The organism is Pseudomonas sp. PDM32, from assembly GCF_019219225.1.
GTDB lineage: Bacteria > Pseudomonadota > Gammaproteobacteria > Pseudomonadales > Pseudomonadaceae > Aquipseudomonas > Aquipseudomonas laurylsulfatiphila.
In genome coordinates this window covers 615,236-635,385 of record NZ_JAHUWE010000002.1, presented here as the reverse complement: position 1 = coordinate 635,385, position 20,150 = coordinate 615,236, and the positions used below count along the sequence as shown (strand labels likewise).

Genomic DNA, 20,150 nt, shown 5'->3' with positions numbered 1-20,150 from the left:
CGGATTAATCCTACATTTTTTTGTGGAGCGCGGGGATAAGGTGTGTGCCCATTGCCCGTCTCCCGACTCCTGCGCGGGATGAGAAGAGGAACAGGACACAGGATATGACTATCAAACTCACACGGTTACACGTAGCTGTGCGCAAAGGTACTTTTTCAATGCTGGCAGTTTTGCCGGCATTTTTTTTGCTGACGCCGCCGACGCTGGCGGCGGTCATTGTCGATAACCGAACGCAAGATGTCGATTCATCCACGACCCCTGTCGACTACCTGGTGCGCAACAACGGCACATTGAACGTGGTGAGTGGCACAACCCGAAGCATTTTTGTTGAGTCCGGATCGACACTGAACATCAATGGCGCCACCATCAATGCCAACAGTGACACTGAAGGCCTGTCGATTACGGGTAGTAGTCGGGCGACTATCAATCAAGCCACTGTTACTAGCGATACGCTTGCCCTCTCTGTGAACCGGGCACCGGGAGCGGCTCAAGGTTCGTCTGTATCGGCCTCCAACAGCGAATTCAATGGCGGTAACGCCGGCGCCGAGGTCACGGGTTTAAGTACCCTTGAGTTGGTGAATTCCGGTCTGACCGGCACGGCTTCCGGCAGTGTTGGCTTGAACCTTCGGGGCGGTACCGTACAGGCCTCGGCGGGTTCTCGTATCAACGGGGATGCGGCAGGCGTTTTGATGGACCGTGACCCCTCCAATGTCGGCGACAGTTCATTGAAGTTGGATAATTCCAGTGTAGTTGGCCGTAGCGGTCCTGCGATTAAGGTGCAGGGTGGCATTGACGCCAGCATCGAGGTGTTGAACAACTCCACGTTGCAGGGCGGCAACGGGAATGTACTTGAGGTGTTGGGAGGCTCGACGGCAGGCGTATCAGTGGCCAACAGTTCCCTGCAGGGCAATGTGCAAGTGAGCGAGAGCAGCTCCGCCGATCTCTCATTCAATCAAGGCCACATGACCGGCGATGTGGTGGTCGAAGAGGGCTCCACCGCCAACGTCACCTTGCAAAACAATTCGCAGCTCATCGGGCGTCTGGACAAGGTCAGCAGCGTAACACTTGATGCCTCGACCTGGACCATGACGGGTAACGACAGCATTGGCAGTCTGACGATGACGGGCGGTACGGTTGATTTCGGCATTGCCCCTGGCGCTTTCCGCGAGCTGAACGTCGAGACGCTCAATGGCAACGGTACCTTTGCCATGTCGGGTGATTTCGCCACCGGCGGCGCGGACCGACTGAATGTGACGGGTGAAGCCAATGGCGAGTTCGACCTGGCCGTCAGTGCCACTGGTAAAGATGCGGTTTCTCCTCAGCAACTGACCCTGGTGCATACAGCTGCCGGCACTGCACAGTTTTCGCTGGTTGGCGGTCGAGTCGATGTCGGGACCTGGTCCTACGATCTGGCCAGCAGCACCGATGGCGCGGGCGGCACTGAATGGTTCCTCGATCCCGCCACCAAAACGGTGAGCCCTGGTGCTCAGTCAGTATTGGCACTGTTTCAGACGGCCATCACCATTTCCTATGGCGAGTTGAAGTCGCTGGAAACCCGCATGGGTGAATTGCAAACGGACGGCAATCTGCATGGCGTCTGGGTTCGGCCTTACGGCAACAAATACAACGTCGATGAAGATTCGGGCGTCGGTTACCGCCAGCGGCAACAGGGCCTTTCTTTGGGGGCTGATACGCGATTGGGGGAAAGCGAATGGCGAGTTGGTGTGCTTGCCGGTTACAGCGAATCCGATCTGAATCTGGATGGCGGGACGTCGGGCAACGTTGATAGCTACTACATCGGTCCTTATTTCAGCTGGCTGAACCCGGACAACGGCTACTACGTCGATGGGGCACTCAAGTTCAACCATTACCGCAATGATTCAAAAGTCATTCTGAGCGATGGCACCCGGGCCAAGGGCGATTACAGCAATTCGGGCGTGAGTGCGTTGGTGGAAGTCGGCCGCAACATCACGCTGGCCGATGACTGGTTCGTCAAACCTTCCGCGCAATTATCGGCGGCGGTTATCCGGGGTGCGGACTACGATCTCGACAATGGCATGCAAGCGGAGGGTGACCGCACGCGCTCGTTGCGCGGCAAACTGGGCGTGGCCAGCGGTCGCAGTTTCAACATTGACCGTAATACCGTCGTGCAACCCTACGGTCGTGTCGCGATGGTTCACGAATTCGCCAGTAACGACAATGCGCACGTCAATGGCAATGCACTCAACACCAGCCTGAAGGGCAGCGGTTTCGAAGTGGGTGCGGGGGTAGCGGTTTCGCTTTCCAAAAACCTGCGGTTTGATGTTGGGGTCGATTACGGCAAAAGTGAAAAATTCGAACAGCCCTGGGCGGGGACATTGGGTGTGAGTTACGGGTTCTAGGCCCTCAAATAACCTGTGAAGAGGAAGCAAGCTTCCTCTTCACAGTGTCAGTGCCTACTGCGTCACCGCTTCAGGATAGTTTGATGAAACGAGTGCAGGTTTTGTGTGGCGTGATGCTATCTGCGACGGGGCTGGTGAGATTTCGTAAGAGATCTTTCCATTTAGTTTCTCTGCCACGCTACTACTGTCGCCACCCCCAGCGGCTGCACCCCAGGTGACCACTCGCCCATCCGTCGTCAGGGCCGCGAAGGCATGGGTATTGCCGTAGATCGCCCGGACATCGGTCAGTTGAGTGGCGATTTCGTCGGGGATGCTGCCACCGTAAGCGGCATTTCCCCACGCGACGACGGAGCCATCGGCACTCAGTGCGGCAAAGGCGTGTGCGGCAGGCACCACTTGCACGATGTCGGTCATCTCGGAAATCGGATCGGGCAAGCTACCCCCATTGTTGTTAACGCCCCATGCACGAATGCTTCCGTCAGTGAGTAGCGCGACGAATGCCCCGTTGTTGCCCGTAACCGAAACGATGTCTTTTCGATCAGCTATCGGACCGGGGACGGAGCCGCCATAATCTGAGTTGCCCCAGGCCATCACCGAACCGTCTTCCCGACGTACCGCAAAGGCGTGACGCGAGCTGCTGACCTCAACGATATCGATCAACTCTGCAATGGGAGTGGGTACGGTGCCACCGAACGCGACATTTCCCCACGCCACCACAGTTCCATCCGTCCGGCGTGCTGCGAACGCTGCATGGTTGCCCGTCAACTCTACAATATCTTTGAATTCTGCAATGGCATTGGGAACCGTGCCCCCGTAGGTGGGGCTGCCCCATGCAACCACGGAGCCGTCAGCCAGCAGTGCAGCAAAGGCATGGAGGCTGCCAACCACGGTTTTAATGTTGGTCAATAGCTTGATCTCGTCAGGGATGGCAGCCCCTGAATCAGCACGACCCCACGCCACGATACTTCCATTGGCTCTTAGTGCCACAAAAGCGTAGCCGTTGCCCGTCACCGCCACGATATCCTTTAGCGGCGTGATGTCTGTCGGTAGCTGCCCACCATAGGACGCATATCCCCAGGCCACCACGCTGTCATTGGTCCGGCGCGCGGCAAAGGCATAGCCGCATGGGCTCAGCGCAACGATGTCGGTCAGCTCCGGCAAGTTCGGTCCAAGGTTACCGCCACGACCGGCATTACCCCAAGCCACCAGATTGCCAAGGTCCGCACGCGCCGCGAAGGCAACATTATTGGCGTTCATTCCGGAGATCAGGTTGCCATTGCCCATCAGATTACGTTGACGAATCGTCACCCAATCATCATCCACCTGCACATGCAGCGGGCGATCCTGTTGTGTATCACGGAACCTCAAGCCGCTGGTGACGGTTGTTTCATGGTTGTAGCGCCAGCGGGCCTCAATGGGTTGCAGGGTCGTGGCGTCCAATGCCGTCAGCCAGAAGGCGCTGCCCGAAATCAGATGACAGCCGCCGCGTGACCGCGCGCCCATGACCTTCAAGCGTCCACTGCCGATGGAATGACGCACATCAAACGCCGCCACGCGTGACTCCTCTCGAGTGCCATCTGCCCGCAGCACCGTGCAGTCGAGCCTCACCGTTTGCCCGACGTTGGCCAGAAATACGTCCCGTGGCAAAGCGATCCATTTGTCCCGGCCCTGTTGACCTTCCTCCACCACGAACGGCTCGCTGGCGATGACGCCTCCTTTGGCGTTCATCAGTCGAATGTCGCCACTGTCGCCGACGTTCAACCGATACTCGTCGGCATCCAGGCATGCTTCCAGTTCGCGCGCAATGACCGCCAGATCGATCAAGGGGCCATCGGCGCCATCCAGTCTCGGAGGATCGAACGCCAGCGTTGCATCGCCGATAAACAGGATCAGCGGTTCTGAATATCCAATGATCGAGTTATTCCGGGTGATGTAGTAATCCACCGTCACGGTACGGTAGCGGCTGGCGGTAACGTACTGTTTTAGAACCTCAAACTCGACCTCATGGCCGGCATTGTCGACGGTCAGGATTTTGAAGCCTATGTCGCTCCCGCCAGCGACTGAACTGCTCCAGCGGTAGGTCACCCGGTCCTTGTCCAAGGTGTCCAGGTACGGGACAACCAACGGGCAGCCACGGGAGGGTACGACCTCCGGGTCCAGTACGCCTTCAGGGGCGAGGTCCACGCGCGGCGGGGGGAACGTTTCAAGGCGTGCCTGTGGGGCAATGGTTTGTTTGTCTGGGACGGTGGATGGCGAGGGCATTTGAACACTCCTGTTGTCGGACGACAGCCTGGCGCGGAGACCTGGCGGAAAGGGTTATCACATCGGAAATGAGGAAGGGTAGCTACTGTCAGAAGTGACAGTTGCGACCAATGGAGGCGAGGTTCTTGCCGCAGCCACTTGCTCCTCATCATTCACATCGGCTCCGTCGCCCCAATCAATCGCCCCATTACCCCGAACCCCCTGATCACCTCCGGTTCCTCTTGCGTCTCGACCCTCTCGTGCCAAGGGCCTGCGGTTCACCACCAGGTCGTCCAGCGTGGCTTCGAGCATGGTCAGGTCCAAGCGTGCCGACCAGCCGAGACGCTCGATCCTCGGCAGGAAATGCCCGGCGGCAATTGCTTCGCCCTGTGGGTCGAGCAGGCGTGCGAGCACTTTGTGATGCAGCATCTGGCGGGTGTCGGCGCCACCACCGGGGTGACGGTAGACCTCTGCCTGCTCGGTGGGGAAAACCCTTTCGGTGCCGGCACGGACTCCCTGACCGGCAATAACACCCACAACGTGATCACCGACTTCACGCCCGGCACCGACACGCTCGACCTGTCGCAACCGGGAGCGGGTGGGGTGGTCGCGAGCGAGCATGACACGGCGACCATCATCAACGGCATGCTCAACGATCATTCGTTGAAGGTGGACACCGTGTGATCTGACAACGCAACGAAAAAAACCGCCATCCCGGTGCAAGGGATGGCGGGTTTTTTGTTGTCGGCGATCTCTGTACAGGTGGCACCGTGTTCAAAAAAACACGAGTGACCTGTCAACTTTGACAGTTACGCGAATTGTGCAAAAGGTGCTTAATCCGGACATGGCTTCAGCGGCAAGGTAGATCCCGGGCGGCGCTGTTTGACCCTGTCCCGGCAGTGCTCAGGTCCTCCGCCAAGCCACTCATGGCCATTGCAGTATTCATGGCGAAAACAGATTCGTGATGGAGAGCAGCAGACATGACAGACATGATAGTCGTGGATAAAAACCGCCAGTCGGCGCTGGCGCGGGAAGCGCATCGCAGGTTGAGGATTGCACGGGCACAAGTTCCGTTGGCCCTTGCCCCGGCAACAATCAAAGCTGAAATCGGTTCAACTGGACTGTTGGAAGGGCCGACTCTCAAGAAGGACGGGATGGAGTTGGTGATTCCGTTGTGGGACAATCATGCGACGTTTCTCGGTGATATAAACCTGCTTGAGTTGTTCATAGCCCCGGGCCATGCACCGAGTGACTCCGATTGGGTCGCTGTGTGGGAGGATCCTCTTGAATTCATAGCTCCCTTCGCGGAGACCTACACGGGAGCGTTCACTGTCCCGTTGGAAAAGCTTCAACCGGATGGACCTTACTCCTTCAGGTACAAGGTGACATTCCATCATGGCGGACAGGACACAAGTACCCCGGTCCAGCTGGTCAGCGACATCATCGCGCCGTATGAGCTGAACGAATTTCCCGAACCGCCGCGGATGACCCTCACGTACGCGCATGTGACAGAAGGCAATGTGGATAAGTTCTTCGGCATTCTTCCAGCTGACCGTGACGGGGCAGTGTCAGTGATTTACTGGTATGCCAAGCCCCCACTACCGCCGGAGCCTGAAGATATCGGGGCGGTCAGCCCTCCTATTCCAATCGAACCTGGTGGCCAGGTTCCTTTTTCAATTGATTACATTCGGGGCAAGGATGATGGTCAGTTTTACATTGTCTACGTACTGATTGACGCTCACAGAAATCGCAGCGCATTGTCGAAGTACGCCATAGTTGATGTCACGTTGGGCGAGCTGCCGACAGATCTTCAAGTTCCGAAGATACCGGTGGCTGCCGGTGGGGCCGTGATTGACATGGAGACTGCCGCCGGAACGGTATTGGTAGAGATTGACCGGTACACAGGATGGAAGAACAAGGATGAGGTCCATGCCAAGTGGGGTAGCATCCCGTTGGGTGTGTACCACTTGGGAACAGAACAAGGCCCGGTCATTGCGATCAACGTTCCAGCTGCAACGATGAAGGCCGACTACGGAAACGTCTCCATCGGTGAAAAAGACGTAAAAGTCGAGTACATCGTCAAGCGTGGCCAAGTTGAGTTTGGTCCGAAAGAAGAAACCGTCACCGTCGACTTCTCCATCATCGGCCCACCTCGACCTGATCCTGATCCTGACTGGCCAGATGGCCCCAACCCGGCATTGCTGGCGGGGGTGGTGACCGGTAAAACCGACCCGACGAAAGAAAATCAATTGCTCAAAGGAGATGAAGGGGAAAACGCTACATTCACGTTCAAACTGCATACCCCGGCGAAGACGGATGAGACCGTTAAGTTCTATTGGAATGGTGTTTGGGTGGAAGAAGCGACGCACACGGTAACCACGGAAACGGGTGGCGAGGAACTCCCTGTCAATATCCTGTGGAAGTACATTCTTGCCGGTCAAAACGGCCCGGAAGTTCCCGTGCACTACACCATTGGCAGTCCTGACATTCCTGAGTCCAACAGACAAAAGTCCTTGATTACGAAAGTGACGGTCGATGCGATTATCCTGAGACCCGATGCGCCTGAGTTTAATAAGTTGTCACCTGTCGGGTGGCTGAATTGCGACTCCCTTGAGGGAACGGATCACGCGATTGTGGTTAACGTGCCAGACCTTTCGATGTACGACATCGAGGAAGGCAAAGTCACGATGACATGGACCGCCTATGCTGGCCGCACGGGTACGACGCCGATCGATGGGACCGCGAAAGAACAGACCCTGACACTGGGTGATCCAGATGTTCCCGCCACAGGGTTCCAGTGGCGAATTCAGCCTTATGCCACTCATATCGCCCCCACTTACGATCCACCTGATCAGATTGAAGCCAACGCAGTGGTGACCTACTCGTTTAAGTTGGTCGGTGAAACCGACGTTGTTACATCTATAGAGGCGAAGGCTCCTGTGGGTATGTTCGCATCCGGTGCTTGTGATGTGACCCCTTAGCAAAATGGTCGTTGACGCTGAACGAAACACTCAGAGGCGAAAGCCCCTGGGTGTTTCTGTGAGTGCGATTTACCGCCATAACCCTATAAGAATGCGCAACGTCATCCGTATAGGCTCTCAGTTATCACCTTCAGATAACTCCTACATACCTTGTCGAAACATGCCGATATTCTCGCCGCCTTTGTCAGTTCAGGCCGATTTCCACGTGCGATTTTGCAGCATGGAATCTGGCGAATCCACTTCCTGGTTTTCAGCTCAAGGGTGTTTTCATGATGTCGATCACTAAAGCATTCAGCCTCAATCCCATTGCGCGCACGTTGAAGCTCATCAGCGTCGCACCGTTGCTTTTCTTCGCACCACAAGCACTGGCTGCAAACATCCCGGTCGACAACCGCATTGAAAACATTGACGCCAGTACCTCCCTCAACAGCTATTCACTGTTCAACGGGGCGATCCTGAACGCCAGTGCGGGTGCCACGACCCAGCAAATCAGAGCCGTATCGGGATCAACCGTCAATCTCACCGGTAGTGCGCTGACGGCGGCAGGTTCGAACGTTGGATTGACGCTGGTCGACAGCAACGCTGTCATCGATAGCAGCGTTATCACCAGCACCACTACAGGCATGAGCCTGGGCTTCACCGTGGGCAGTGGTAGAAACTCCGAGGCAACGGTTCAGAACAACAGCACCATCAGCGGTGGTGCACGGGGGGCGCTGGCGGGTACTGGCAGCACCCTCAATCTGCAGGGCAGTACATTGCAGGGGACTAACGCCAATGGCGTCGGCCTGGCGATGTTCGACAGTCACCTGTCGGCGACGGCGGGCAGCACCATAGTGGGTGGCCAGAACGGCATTGTGGTGCGCGATGATGTTGCGCAACCCGGTGGTAGCACGCTCAATCTTGATCGCACTAACGTCAAGGGCCTCAACGGATCGGCAATTGTCATTCAGGGCACCGGAACCGATGCGCCACAAGCCGATATCAACGTCAGCAATGGCTCGACCCTGACCGGCGGCAACGGCACCCTGCTCGAAATCAAGGGTGGTAACGCTTCGGTCAATTTCACCGTCAGCGACAGCAACACGCATCTGGTGGGCGATATCGTGGTCGAGGCCGGTAACGCTGCCAATGTAACCCTGCAGAACGCTTCGACATTGACCGGGAACCTGCAGAATGTCAGCCGCCTGGCGGTGAACAGCGATGCCACATGGGTCATGGTCGGTAATGGCGACGTTGCCAATCTGTCGATGGATGGCGGCAAGATCCAGTTTGGCAACCCGACGGATTTCTACAAACTCAGCGTAGGCAACCTGTCCGGCAACGGCACCTTCATCATGCATGCCGACTTCACCACGGGCCAGGTCGACACCTTGGAAGTCACCGGTACCGCCACCGGCAACCACACCGTGGAAATGAACAGCAGCGGCACGGATCCCGTTGCACCGGGCAACATTCCGGTTATCCACATTGCCAGCGGTGACGCTTCATTTTCGTTGCTCAATGGTCCGGTTGATCTCGGGGCCTTTTCTTATGACCTGATCAAACAGGGCGACAACGATTGGGTGCTGAACACGGCTACGCGAGTCATCAGTCCGGGTACGCAATCGGTCCTGGCACTCTTCAACGCTGCACCCACTGTCTGGTATGGCGAACTCAGTACCTTGCGCAGCCGCATGGGTGAAGTACGCATGGATGAAGGCAAGGCGGGTGGGTGGATACGTGCCTATGGCAACAAATTCGACGTCAGCGCCAGCTCCGGTTTGGGGTATCAGCAAAACCAGCAGGGCATGTCGTTCGGTGCCGATGCGCCAATGCCAGGCGGAAACGGGCAATGGCTGGTGGGTGTGCTGGGGGGGTATAGCAAGTCTGATCTGAACCTGAGCCACGGCACCACCGGCAGCGTCGACAGCTACTACGTGGGCGCCTACACCACGTGGCTGGATGACGAAAGCGGTTACTACTTCGATGGCGTGCTCAAGTTCAACCGTTTCAAGAACGAGTCGAATGTCCAGCTCAGCGATGGACAAAAAACGAAAGGCAACTACGACAACAACGGTGTCGGTGCGTCGCTGGAGTTTGGCCGGCACATTAAACTGGATGACGATTACTTTGTTGAACCATTCACTCAATGGTCAGGCATCATCGTTCAGGGCAAGGACTACGATCTGGATAACGGGCTGTCCGCCGAAGGCGATCGTACCCGTTCCTTGTTGGGCAAAGTGGGGGCAACGGCAGGGCGTAATTTTGTGTTGAGTGACGGCAAACAGGTTCAGCCGTATGTGCGTGCGGCTTATGTTCATGAGTTCGCCAACAACAACGAAGTCAAGGTGAACGACAACAAATTCAATAACGACCTGTCGGGTTCGCGCGGCGAACTGGGTCTGGGTTTGGCCATGACATTGACCGACAAAGTGTCGGTGCATGCTGATTTCGATTACAGCAATGGTGACCGGATCGAACAGCCATGGGGCGCCAATGTCGGTGTTCGCTATAGCTGGTAAACAGGTGTAGCAGTATCGGCTTGCTTCAACTTTCGGGCGTCATGAAAAACCGTACAAACAGCAGATGTTTGTACGGTTTTTGCGTTTCAGAATCGGCCTACCTGTTACTTATGACAGTATACGAGCGCTGAAAACTGCGCGTAAATGAACCTCCCGTACTCGTTGGAGGTGACTGCCATGACCACGCTTTTGGATCAGTTAGCCGAGCTCCCGGAGCCTTTCAATGAAGACATCCTTGATGACATCACCGGGGGGCAACCAGGACTGTTGCACAGCCGCGCCCTGGGCAAGGAGCTCAAGGTCGGGTTCACTATGTGGCCTATTTCCAATCCGGCACCCGGCGAGCCGGAAAGGGTGGAGCTCTATTGGAATGACAGTCCCGTGGACTCGAAATCCTGGACCGCACCGGTACCTGATTCCGATCTGTTCATCATGGTCCCCGCCAGCTATCTGCAAGACGGAGAACACAAGGTTCGCTACACGGTGTGGATTTACACCGGCCAGCCGGTCGAGTCGAAAGTTCTCACGCTCACTGTCGACTCCAAGGCGCCGGTGCTGAACCTCGTCGACAACAAGCTGATCTTTCCGGCAGAGGTCATTGAAGGCGGTGTCACGGCTGACTATCTGATAGCGTGTCTCGACAAAGTGCGGGCCACCGTCCCGACTTATGTAGCCCAAGCCCCTGGGGATGTGGTGGTCGGGAAATGGGAGGATCCCCTCGATGGGGCCTCACAGCAAATCAGCAGCGAACCTCTGACCAGTGCCAACTACACCCAGCCAGTGGAGCTGACATTTACCGGCGATTTGATTCGCAACAGTGGCGAGGGCCTGCGCCACGTTACGTACTTCGTGATGGATCGCGCTGGCAATCCAAGCGGCGAGTCGGTGCGCCAACCGGTGGAAGCAGCCCTGAAACCCTTGCCGTCCCCGATTCCCTTGCCGCCCCCAACGGTACCGCTGGCGGACATCGATGGCCTGATCGATCGCAGAGATGCCATTCACCCCGTCCAGGTGAGAATCCATGAGTTCGACAACTCGTTACCCGAGGATCGCGTGGTTGTGACTGTCGGGATGACCGAGCTTGACCCGCATTACCTTGGCTCGCAGCCAGCGTTTCCCGTGGATATCGATGTGCCGTGGTTAACGCTCAAGGCGCAGTATGACTTCGAAAAGGGGGGCGAGCAGGATCTGGCGGTGAGTTACAAACTGATGCGCCGTTCGCTTCCCTTTCTGGCGCAAGACGCTCCACCGGTTAAATTGAATTTGTCGAAAGTCGGTCCGGAAAATCCCGATGAACCGGATCCGCTCAATCCCGACTTGCCCTGTATCCTGGTCCGGGGAAAGGTCTCGGAACTTGACAACAAGCTGATCATCGACGACGAGCAGCAGGACGCAATCGCCAATCTGCAACTCTATCAGCCAGCCAACGAAGGGGAAAAAATTCGCATTTTCTGGTCGAGAACAGCGGTACGCCCCTATGTGATTACCGATGCGGATATTTTCCGGGGCAGTGTTGCAATACCGGTGCCCTGGATTACGGTTCGCAATGCCGGAAATCATCCGCAATTACGTGTTTACTACGAAGTCTTTTCCGATCAAAACCCTAATAGCGAACGCTCGTCAGTAACCTTGGTTGATGTCAGCGTTATATATGAAAGTAGCTGATTGCAGTTTTACCTGCCTGGGTAGTACAGGCAGGCAAAAACTTTGGTTTGATGTGGTTGGTAGGGATCAAAGCGGATCGACTTTGATCAGGCAGATGTCGTCAATGTCGTAAATATTTCCTCCATGTCGCGTGTCAAGGCTGACGATCTGGAATCTGATGTTTGCTTGAGGAACGTTGAGTGAACAGGTGTAGTCAGTCCATTCCATGTTTGTCAGCGTAAAAATTTCTTTAAACTCACCTGTGCTTAATTGAATCGAAAAACGGGGGGCGTTGGTTTTCAGATCGACTCTGCGCATGGGAACTACCAGCTTGTACAAATGATGAGGTGATAAGCCGGTAAAGCTTTTAGACAGGATCGGGGTATCGCCATGGGCCCCCGCTTCTATGGTGCGGACGAAGAAATGGTTATCTTCGTTTATGATGTCTACACTACTATCAGGTCCGGGTCGTTCCACTACCCAGTGGTCCAAGTTGCCGGCCGTGAATGTCGTCCTGCTGACGAAGTCGGTTATCAGTTTGGGTGTCAATACTTTGAATGTAGTGGCCTCATTTTTTGCGACACTGCCATCTTCGGTAATATCAAGAATGAAGGTTAATGGCGTGTGGTTTGAAAGCGATAACAGGTCTTCCGGGTGAAATACAACCGACAGTCCATTCTCGGCTTCATCATCGGTCAAAGGATGGGCCTTCAGTAGAGGGTAAGGGATTCGGTCGTGGTAAGCGGTTAACCAGACTTTTTGGCCAGGTAAACTACCCCAGGGGGCGATGTTGAAGGTAATTCCTTCCGAACCTACGGTGTTAAGAAAAAGCAGGTTGGTTTGGGTGTGGCTGATCTCTGGTATGGGGAGTTCTTCCATGAATAATGTGATGTCGTCCATGTCGAAGGAGGTGTGACTATGCGTGTGTGTCCGTATGGAAATTCTGATTTGAGTACTGGCTGATGTAATGGAAAGGTTATTGAATTTATGCACAGTCCAGAAGTGGCCTGCTACCGACTTGTAGTCAATAGGTCCATCGTTGGTGCTTACACCTATATTACCGGTGTGGTTAGGAGGGAGGTCGTGAGTGCATATAACTAATGCATAGTTACGATTGGGGATTAGTCCTTTGAAATCTTTGTATAAGATTGTTTTTTCAACTTTTTCTACGATGTCCGTTTGTGTGTATCTCAAAAGATAATTGGAATCGACTTCTATATGTGTCAGGTCTTCTGCGTTGAAATCGGCTCCTTGTTTCCAGTCGTTTAGGTTTCCTGTGAAGTTGGTCTTGTCAAAGAGTTTTTTTATTGCTGTGACGTCTCTATGTGGGAATATTGTTGCGTCTTCTTCGTTCTCGCTGCCGTTGAGTGAAATTTTTAGCATTAAAAGTAATGTTCGAATTTCCGGTAAACTCGCTAGCTGTTGGGATGTTATTTTTCTGGAGATGCCGTTGATTGCTTCATCTGATGTTAGAGGTTCACCGGAGTAAATATCAAGGATTGGTACGGGTGACTGTTCTGGTGGCGTGGGGTATCTTCCTATACTTAGCCAGAAACGCTGTCCTGGCACGATCCCCTCCCACGGCTTAACCGTGACCGTGGCTCCGTCGGAATTCAACTCTGACAAACATAAAAAACCATGGGGGGCCTCGGTTATACTCAATCTAGGAAAATCTGAGCTTGGATCAATGTCGGAGTCATTGTTTGGAGAAAGTTGATCGTTCATGGCGTTAACTCCTGCAGGAGAGTTTCAAGAAGAAAGTAGTACCTCTGCATTGGACACCTGGGTAAACCCTCTGCCTACTGTCAGAAATAACAGATTTACACTGGTTTCCGATAAGCGGCCGATGTTCATGGGGGTCATTGGGACATGTGAATGGGCTGATTTTTCAAGCTGACGAAGGCATTGGACGCCTGTTGGGCATCCCCAAATACTTCACATCGGCTGCGGCGGTCCGATCAAACGCCCCATCACCCCGAATACCCCCAGTGCCTTGATCTCCTCCAACTCCCCTTGGGTTTCTACTTGCTCCGCAATCAGCGGCAAATCAATGCTGTGGGTCGCGCGAAAGATCGCGTCGATAAACAGCCGTTTGTCAGGCTGTTCGTCAATGCCGCGAATGTACGCCCCATCGATTTTCAGGTACGCCAAACCCAACTGGGTGAGGTTGCCGATCTGGCTGAAGCGCCCGCCGAAGTGTTGCACGCCGATGCGATAACCGGTGTTTAGCAGGCTGTGGCTCAAACGCTGCAGTTCTTCGAGGGAGGGCAACTGGTGTTCGTCGATTTCCAGGGTCAGTAGCGGTGCCAGCTCCGGAAGGGAGTCGAGCAGGTCGAGGATTGTTCGCCATTGCACCGGATCGCGCAGGGTGTTCCCGTACAGGCTCAGTGCCAAGGGCCTGCGGTTGACCACCAGGTCGTCCAGCGTGGCTTCGAGCATGGCCAGGTCGAAGCGTGTCGACCAGCCGAGACGCTCGATCCATGGCAGGAAATGCCCGGCGGCAATCGCTTCGCCCTGTGGGTCGAGCAGGCGTGCGAGCACTTTGTGATGCAGCACCTGGCGGGTGTCGGCGCATTGCACGACGGGCTGGAAGTACAATTGCATCTTGCCTTCGCTCAAGGCATCGTCGATCCAGGTGCGCCAGTCGTGCTGGGAGTGATTCGGCGCGGTGTCATGGTGGCCCAGGTACACCCAGGGTCGCTCGGGACGCTGCCGGGATTCGGTCAATGCCTGATCGAGGCGCAGCAGTACGTTGCCGATCGGCTCTCCGGGGCGATAGGCGACAACGCCCAGGTGGGCGACCGGCATGCAATCACTGGCGCCGGTCAGGCGCAGGTTCTCCAGGCTGATGCTGACATCGGCGGCCAGGCGCGCGGCGCTGTCGGCGTCCAGACCCGGCGTCAGCAGGCTGAACTCCCCACCGCGATTGCGCGCCGCCAGCCAGGTGCGACGTTCCGGCAATTGAGTCAGGCGTCTGAGCAGTTCGCCGGCGGCGCTGATCAGTGCGTCCGTTCGTTGGCCGCCCAGTCGCTGGTTAAGCCCGTTCAGGTCGTTGATCCGCAACATCAGCAGATGGCCATCGCGGCTCTGTTCGCACACTCTCAAGTGGTCGGCCAGTTGTTCGTCGAGCAGGCGCCGGTTGGCCAGGCCGGTAAGGCTGTCCAGATAGGATTCGGCCCGCAGCTTTTCGCTGCGCGCAGCCTCTTCGACGAACAGCGCCTTGAGCTTTTCGACCATCTGGTTCATGGCCAGCACCACCCGTTTCAGCTCCGGTGTGCGTGGCAGGTTGGGCAGGCTGAGAAACTCGCGTTTACTGATGGCTTCGGCTTGTCGGACCATGCTGTCGAGCGGGCGGAACTGCCTGCGCAGCATCCATCCTCCAATCACCGCACTGAACAGCCCGCACAATAGTAACCAGATCAGGCTGCCGAGGGTGCTGTCCCAGAGCTTGGCCAGGGCGAATTGCGGATTGCTCAGCACTTCGACCCGTGCCAGCTGTTCCCAGCCGCGCATGACCAAGGCGTCGCCACCTTCCGGGCGCAGGTTGACCAGGTTGACGAACCAGTCAGGCACGCCGTCGATTTTTGTCGGTGTGCTGCGTTCCACCAGGGGTTGCTGATCCTTGAGCCTGATCACGCGGATGCTGCTGAAATAGCCGCTGTCGAAAATCGAACTGACCATCAGCTCCATCATTGCCGGGTCATCGGCCTGTGCCGTCAGCGACAGCCCCAGTGCGGTGGCCGCGTCCTGAGCGTGGGCACGCAGCTGACTGAGCGTTTGCTCGCGGGAACTTTCGAGGCTGGCAAAAAAACTGCCGCTGAACGCCACCAGCAGGAACAGGCAGATGGCCAGGAACAACTGTTTACGCAGTGTCATGTCTCGCTCCTTGCAATGGCGGTTAGCCGTCGCCGATGTCGAACCCTTCGCTCTGCATCTTTTTCAACACGTCCTGCCAGCGCGACAGCTTCTTCGAGTCGCTGCTGCGTTGGCCGCCGTTCTTGCCCGGCAGGTACAGGCCTTCGGCGTTGAAGGCGTACACCGGCAGCAAGTCTTTGCGTTGGGAGGCGGGGCGGATATCGCCAATCAGGTTGTCCAGCACCAGTGGATCGGCCGTGGGGGTGCTGTAGAACGTCAGCACCATGTGCGCCTGGTTCTGGCTCAGGGCCTTGACGTAGGTGATGCGCAGTTTTTCGCTGGGAAAACCGAGTCGGCGCAGGCTGAAATACTTCGCCAGCGCGTAGTCCTCGCAATCGGCGGCACCCTTGATCAGGGCTTCGACGGGCGTGGCCCAGTAATCGGTCTGTTGCCAGATGCGCGTGTCGTCCTGGAAATTCAACTGCTGATTGAAGAAGCGGTTTACCGCGTTGAGCTGCTCACGTTCGGGCGCGCCGCGTGCACTTTGCAGCATCTGACTCCACGCCTCGATCCGGTTGCGTGCCGGTCCCAGCGGGCCGTAGCGTTTTTCCACGGTTTGCAGGATCTGCGCAAAATCCCAGTCGGCCCGGACGCCACTGAAAATGGTCAGTAGCAAAGCGGCCAGCAGCAACCAGCCGCCGAGCCGAAGTCGGAGCGCTGGCCATCCTGGACTACGCAGACTGCGGGCCATGTCTGGCTGCTCGAGTGTAGGTTCGTGGAGTTTAGGTGGAGATTGTGCAGGGGGAGGGCAGGTCGTCGGGTTGCCTACAGCACCTGTGGCGAGGGAGCTTGCTCCCGCTCGGCTGCGCAGCAGTCGCAGAAAAGGTGAGCGCGGTGTACCAGGGGAGCCTGGATCGAATGGTTTGGGGGTCGCTTCGCAACCCAGCGGGAGCAAGCTCCCTCGCCACAAGACTTCAGGATTTGCGCAGGGTTTTTTGCCTGAGGATGTAGATCGTCACCAGCACCGCACTGGTCAGCATGAACCCCCGTGCCCAAGGCAGCGGCACCAGATAGCAGGAGAACAGGATGCTAGCCCACATCAGTCCGATGGCGTAGACCTTGCCCTTGAGTGGAATGCCGTTGCCGTCGAGGTAATCGCGAATCCAGGGACCCAGCCGCGGATGCTCGACCAGCCATTGATAGAAGCGCGGCGAACTGCGGGCAAAACAGGCGGCCGCCAGCAGCAGGAAGGGGGTGGTGGGCAATACCGGCAGGAAAATTCCGATGACCCCCAACGCTACGCTCAGCCAGCCGATGGCCAGCAGCACGTAGCGCAACATCAGGGGGCGGTTGCCTATGGGGTTGTCCATAGGCAGAACCTTAGTGGTGACGGGGTTTGAGAATCGCCGGTTTTTCGTCTGGTGCGTTGCACAGCAGGTACAGCGCAGTCAGGGCTTCCGGGATCTGCACGATCATGTCGTCCATCAGGTTGGCGTCGGCGGCAATGTCGGAGAACTCCGGTTGCTCGTCGAACAGACCCGAACCGACCATGATCGGCAGCAGCATCTCGCTGACTTCGTCTTCGGCGGTTTCAAACCAGGCTTCTTCGCGCAGGAACACGCCCTCCATGAAACCGATGCACCAGCCGCGCAGTTCGGAATCGTCCGGGTCGTCGCCCAGGTCCAGGTCGCACGGCAACTCGAACTCCTCGTCGGAGGCCAGTTGGCGGGCGATGTGGGCCTTGAGGCCGATCAGCGTGGCCTCGATCTCTTCGCGCTGGGCTTCGCCACTGTAATGCGGCTCTTCTGCGAACAGGGCGTCGATCCATTCACGGTCCGGGACCACTTCGGAACAGATCGACAGCGCAGTGAGGTAGCCGTGGGCGGCCACGTAGTCCAGCGCCTCGTCATGCAGTTCATCAGCGTCGAGGAAGACTTGCAGGCGGGTTAGTTGCTCAGCGAAGGACATTAAAGGACTACCTTGGGGAATGTTCGATGCGGGAATTCTAGGCCTTCTTGAGCACTTGGGCCAGCCGCACGGCATATTTGCCTATGGTCTCTCCCCGTAGGAGCTGCCGAAGGCTGCGATCTTTTGATCTTGTCTTTGAAAAGAAAAATCAAAAGATCGCAGCCTTCGGCAGCTCCTACAAGGATCATGTCCATTCCCTCTTATCAACGGTGCCCTTTGCCGGACGGGGCTCGGGTATACTCGCGCGTTTTGTGATGCCCTGCTGGCTTCACAGCTGAAATGTGAAGCGTCATGCAATGCGCACTTACGATTTGTCGGTGCAGCGTCGCGGGTTCTGAACCAGCCTTGCAGGGATGTTTCGGTGATTTTTGGAGTTTCTATGCTCGAACAGGCTCAACGCGTCCTCAAGGACATCTTCGGCTACGACAGTTTCCGTGGCCGCCAGGGTGCAATCATTGAGCGCGTGGCCAGCGGCGGCGATGCCCTGGTCCTGATGCCTACCGGTGGCGGCAAGTCATTGTGTTTCCAGGTCCCGGCGCTGCTGCGCGAAGGCCTGGCCGTGGTGGTCTCGCCGCTGATCGCCCTGATGGACGATCAGGTCGCCACCCTCGAAGAGCTGGGCGTGGCCGCCGCCGCGTTGAACTCCACCCTCAGCGCCGAGCAGCAGCGCGACCTCGCAGCCCGCATCCGCCGGGGTGAAGTGAAAATGCTCTATCTGGCGCCGGAGCGCCTGGTTCAGCCGCGCATGCTGTCATTTCTGCAGGGACTGAACATTTCCCTGTTCGCCATCGACGAAGCCCACTGCGTGTCGCAATGGGGGCATGATTTCCGTCCGGAATACCTGCAACTGGGCCAGTTGGCGGAAATGTTCCCCGACGTGCCGCGCATCGCACTGACCGCGACGGCCGACAAACGCACCCGGGAGGAAATCGTCACCCGGCTGCACCTGCAAGACGCCGAGCGCTTCCTGTCGAGCTTCGACCGACCGAACATCTTTTATCGCATCGTGCCCAAGGAGCAGCCACGCAAGCAGTTGCTGGCGTTCCTCGCCGAACGGCGCAGCGATGCCGGCATCGTGTATTGCCTGTCGCGCAAAAAAGTCGAGGAAGTCGCCGCGTTCCTCAGCGAGCAGGGCTTCCCGGCGCTGCCGTACCACGCTGGCCTGCCCAACGATTTGCGGGCTTACCATCAGAAGCGCTTCCTCAACGAAGAAGGCCTGATCATGGTTGCCACCGTGGCGTTCGGCATGGGCATCGACAAGCCCAACGTGCGTTTTGTCGCGCACCTCGATTTGCCGAAATCCCTGGAGGCCTACTACCAGGAAACCGGTCGTGGCGGCCGTGACGGCCTGCCGGCAGACGCCTGGATGGCCTACGGCCTGCAGGACGTGGTGATGCTCAAGCAGATGCTGCAGAACTCCGAAGGCGACGAGCGCCACAAACGCCTGGAGCAGCACAAGCTCGACGCCATGCTTTCCCTGTGTGAAGAAACACGCTGCCGTCGGCAAACGCTGCTGGCGTACTTCGACGAGGACATGCCCCAGCCTTGCGGTCATTGCGACAACTGCGTCGACGGTGTGCAGACCTGGGATGCGACCGAGCCCGCGCGTCAGGCGCTGTCGGCGATCTACCGCACCGGTCAACGCTACGGTGTCGGACACCTGGTGGATGTATTGCTGGGCAAGGACAACGAAAAGGTCCGTAACTTCGGCCATCAGCATCTTTCGGTGTTTGGTGTCGGCAAGGCGATGGCAGAGGGCGAATGGCGCTCGTTGTTCCGCCAACTGGTGGCCCGTGGTCTGGCCGACATCGACCTCGAAGGCTACGGTGGCTTGCGCCTGAGCGACAGTTGCCGGCCGCTGCTCAAGGGTGAAGTGACCCTGGAGCTGCGTCGCGACCTCAAGGCGCAAACCGTGGCGAAAAGCAGCAAGAGCCAGGCGAGCCAACTGGTCCGGGGCGAGGAGCGCGAACAGTGGGAAGCCTTGCGCGCCCTGCGGCGCAAGCTCGCCGAAGAACATGGCGTGCCGCCGTATGTCATCTTCCCCGACTCGACCTTGCTGGAAATGCTGCGCAGTCAGCCGACCTCGCTGGCCGAAATGGCCACGGTCAGCGGCGTCGGCGCGCGCAAGCTGGAGCGTTACGGCGAGGCCTTCCTCGAAGTCCTCGGCGGCCAGGTCGAGGCGCCGAAACCGGTGGCCGACGTACGTCACGAACTGATCACGCTGGCGCGGGCCGGTATGACACCAGTGCAGATCGCCGGTCAGTTGCAGTGCTCGGAAAAGAACGTCTACACCATGCTGGCCGAAGCGATCGGCAAGCAGCAGTTGTCGCTGGAGCAGGCGCTGGATCTGCCTGAAGACCTGATGGGTGAAGTCCAGGACGCCTTCCTCGACGGCGAAGGTGAATTGCCGCCGGTTTCCGAGATCGCCGCGCTATTCGCGGGCCGGGTACCGGAAGGGGTTTTGTACTGTGTTCGCGCTGCCTTGCAGTCGGAATTCGAGATTTGAGACATCCGTAGTGCTGATGTAACGATTCAGTACAGATCAAGCCTTGCCTCGGATCGAGGCTCATGCTTAGCTG

At 57.2% G+C, this 20,150-nt stretch carries 11 protein-coding genes and 2 pseudogenes; 6 read left to right on the top strand and 7 right to left on the bottom strand.

The features are described 5' to 3' along the window. Window positions 1–104: 104 nt before the first annotated feature. On the top strand, window positions 105–2,381 hold the full coding sequence (locus tag KW846_RS06450; RefSeq protein ID WP_218481660.1) for an autotransporter outer membrane beta-barrel domain-containing protein: 2,277 nt from the start codon (window positions 105–107) through the stop codon (window positions 2,379–2,381). A 54-nt stretch (window positions 2,382–2,435) separates the two neighbouring features. Here KW846_RS06450 and KW846_RS06445 read toward each other — a convergent pair whose 3' ends face one another. Both KW846_RS06445 and KW846_RS30320 read right to left on the bottom strand, forming a co-directional pair. Beyond that, the gene (locus KW846_RS06445; RefSeq protein WP_218481659.1) at window positions 2,436–4,643 is read right to left on the bottom strand and encodes a hypothetical protein; all 2,208 of its coding nucleotides are present in this window, start codon (window positions 4,641–4,643) and stop codon (window positions 2,436–2,438) included. Window positions 4,644–4,883: 240 nt separating this feature from the next. Further along, window positions 4,884–5,066, bottom strand: a pseudogene (locus tag KW846_RS30320) (EAL domain-containing protein); the annotation flags it as partial. Between the two features lie 54 nt (window positions 5,067–5,120). Between KW846_RS30320 and KW846_RS30315 the strand changes: the two are divergent. The 4 genes and pseudogenes from KW846_RS30315 to KW846_RS06425 form a co-directional block, all read left to right on the top strand. Further along, window positions 5,121–5,306: pseudogene (locus KW846_RS30315) on the top strand (hypothetical protein); the annotation flags it as partial. 296 nt (window positions 5,307–5,602) lie between these two features. After that, the gene (locus KW846_RS06435; RefSeq protein ID WP_218481657.1) at window positions 5,603–7,603 is read left to right on the top strand and encodes a hypothetical protein; all 2,001 of its coding nucleotides are present in this window, start codon (window positions 5,603–5,605) and stop codon (window positions 7,601–7,603) included. A gap of 272 nt (window positions 7,604–7,875) precedes the next feature. Then, window positions 7,876–10,104 (top strand): autotransporter outer membrane beta-barrel domain-containing protein, encoded by a 2,229-nt coding sequence (locus KW846_RS06430; RefSeq protein WP_218481656.1) that lies wholly within the window; start codon window positions 7,876–7,878, stop codon window positions 10,102–10,104. Window positions 10,105–10,281: 177 nt separating this feature from the next. Next, window positions 10,282–11,769 carry a hypothetical protein gene (locus KW846_RS06425; RefSeq protein ID WP_218481655.1) on the top strand — a complete coding sequence of 496 codons (1,488 nt, stop codon included), beginning with the start codon at window positions 10,282–10,284 and terminating at the stop codon, window positions 11,767–11,769. A 66-nt stretch (window positions 11,770–11,835) separates the two neighbouring features. Here the strand turns inward: KW846_RS06425 and KW846_RS06420 are convergent, their stop codons facing one another. From KW846_RS06420 to KW846_RS06400, 5 genes are all read right to left on the bottom strand, one after another. Further along, window positions 11,836–13,473 carry a hypothetical protein gene (locus KW846_RS06420; RefSeq protein ID WP_218481654.1) on the bottom strand — a complete coding sequence of 546 codons (1,638 nt, stop codon included), beginning with the start codon at window positions 13,471–13,473 and terminating at the stop codon, window positions 11,836–11,838. Between the two features lie 210 nt (window positions 13,474–13,683). Next, the gene (gene lapD / locus KW846_RS06415; RefSeq protein ID WP_218481653.1) at window positions 13,684–15,624 is read right to left on the bottom strand and encodes a cyclic di-GMP receptor LapD; all 1,941 of its coding nucleotides are present in this window, start codon (window positions 15,622–15,624) and stop codon (window positions 13,684–13,686) included. Window positions 15,625–15,646: 22 nt separating this feature from the next. Next, window positions 15,647–16,354, bottom strand: coding sequence for a cysteine protease LapG (gene lapG, locus KW846_RS06410; protein WP_007975273.1), 708 nt, complete (start codon window positions 16,352–16,354; stop codon window positions 15,647–15,649). A gap of 223 nt (window positions 16,355–16,577) precedes the next feature. Then, window positions 16,578–16,973: a YbaN family protein gene (locus tag KW846_RS06405; protein WP_007975274.1), complete on the bottom strand. Its 396-nt coding sequence runs from the start codon at window positions 16,971–16,973 to the stop codon at window positions 16,578–16,580. Between the two features lie 10 nt (window positions 16,974–16,983). After that, entirely contained in the window at window positions 16,984–17,571 is a 588-nt protein-coding gene (locus tag KW846_RS06400; RefSeq protein WP_007975277.1) for a YecA family protein, read from the bottom strand. Between the two features lie 379 nt (window positions 17,572–17,950). Here KW846_RS06400 and recQ point away from each other — a divergent pair, with 379 nt between their 5' ends. Continuing rightward, window positions 17,951–20,077, top strand: a complete 2,127-nt coding sequence (gene recQ / locus KW846_RS06395) for a DNA helicase RecQ (protein WP_102699487.1) — start codon at window positions 17,951–17,953, stop codon at window positions 20,075–20,077. Window positions 20,078–20,150 lie beyond the last annotated feature (73 nt).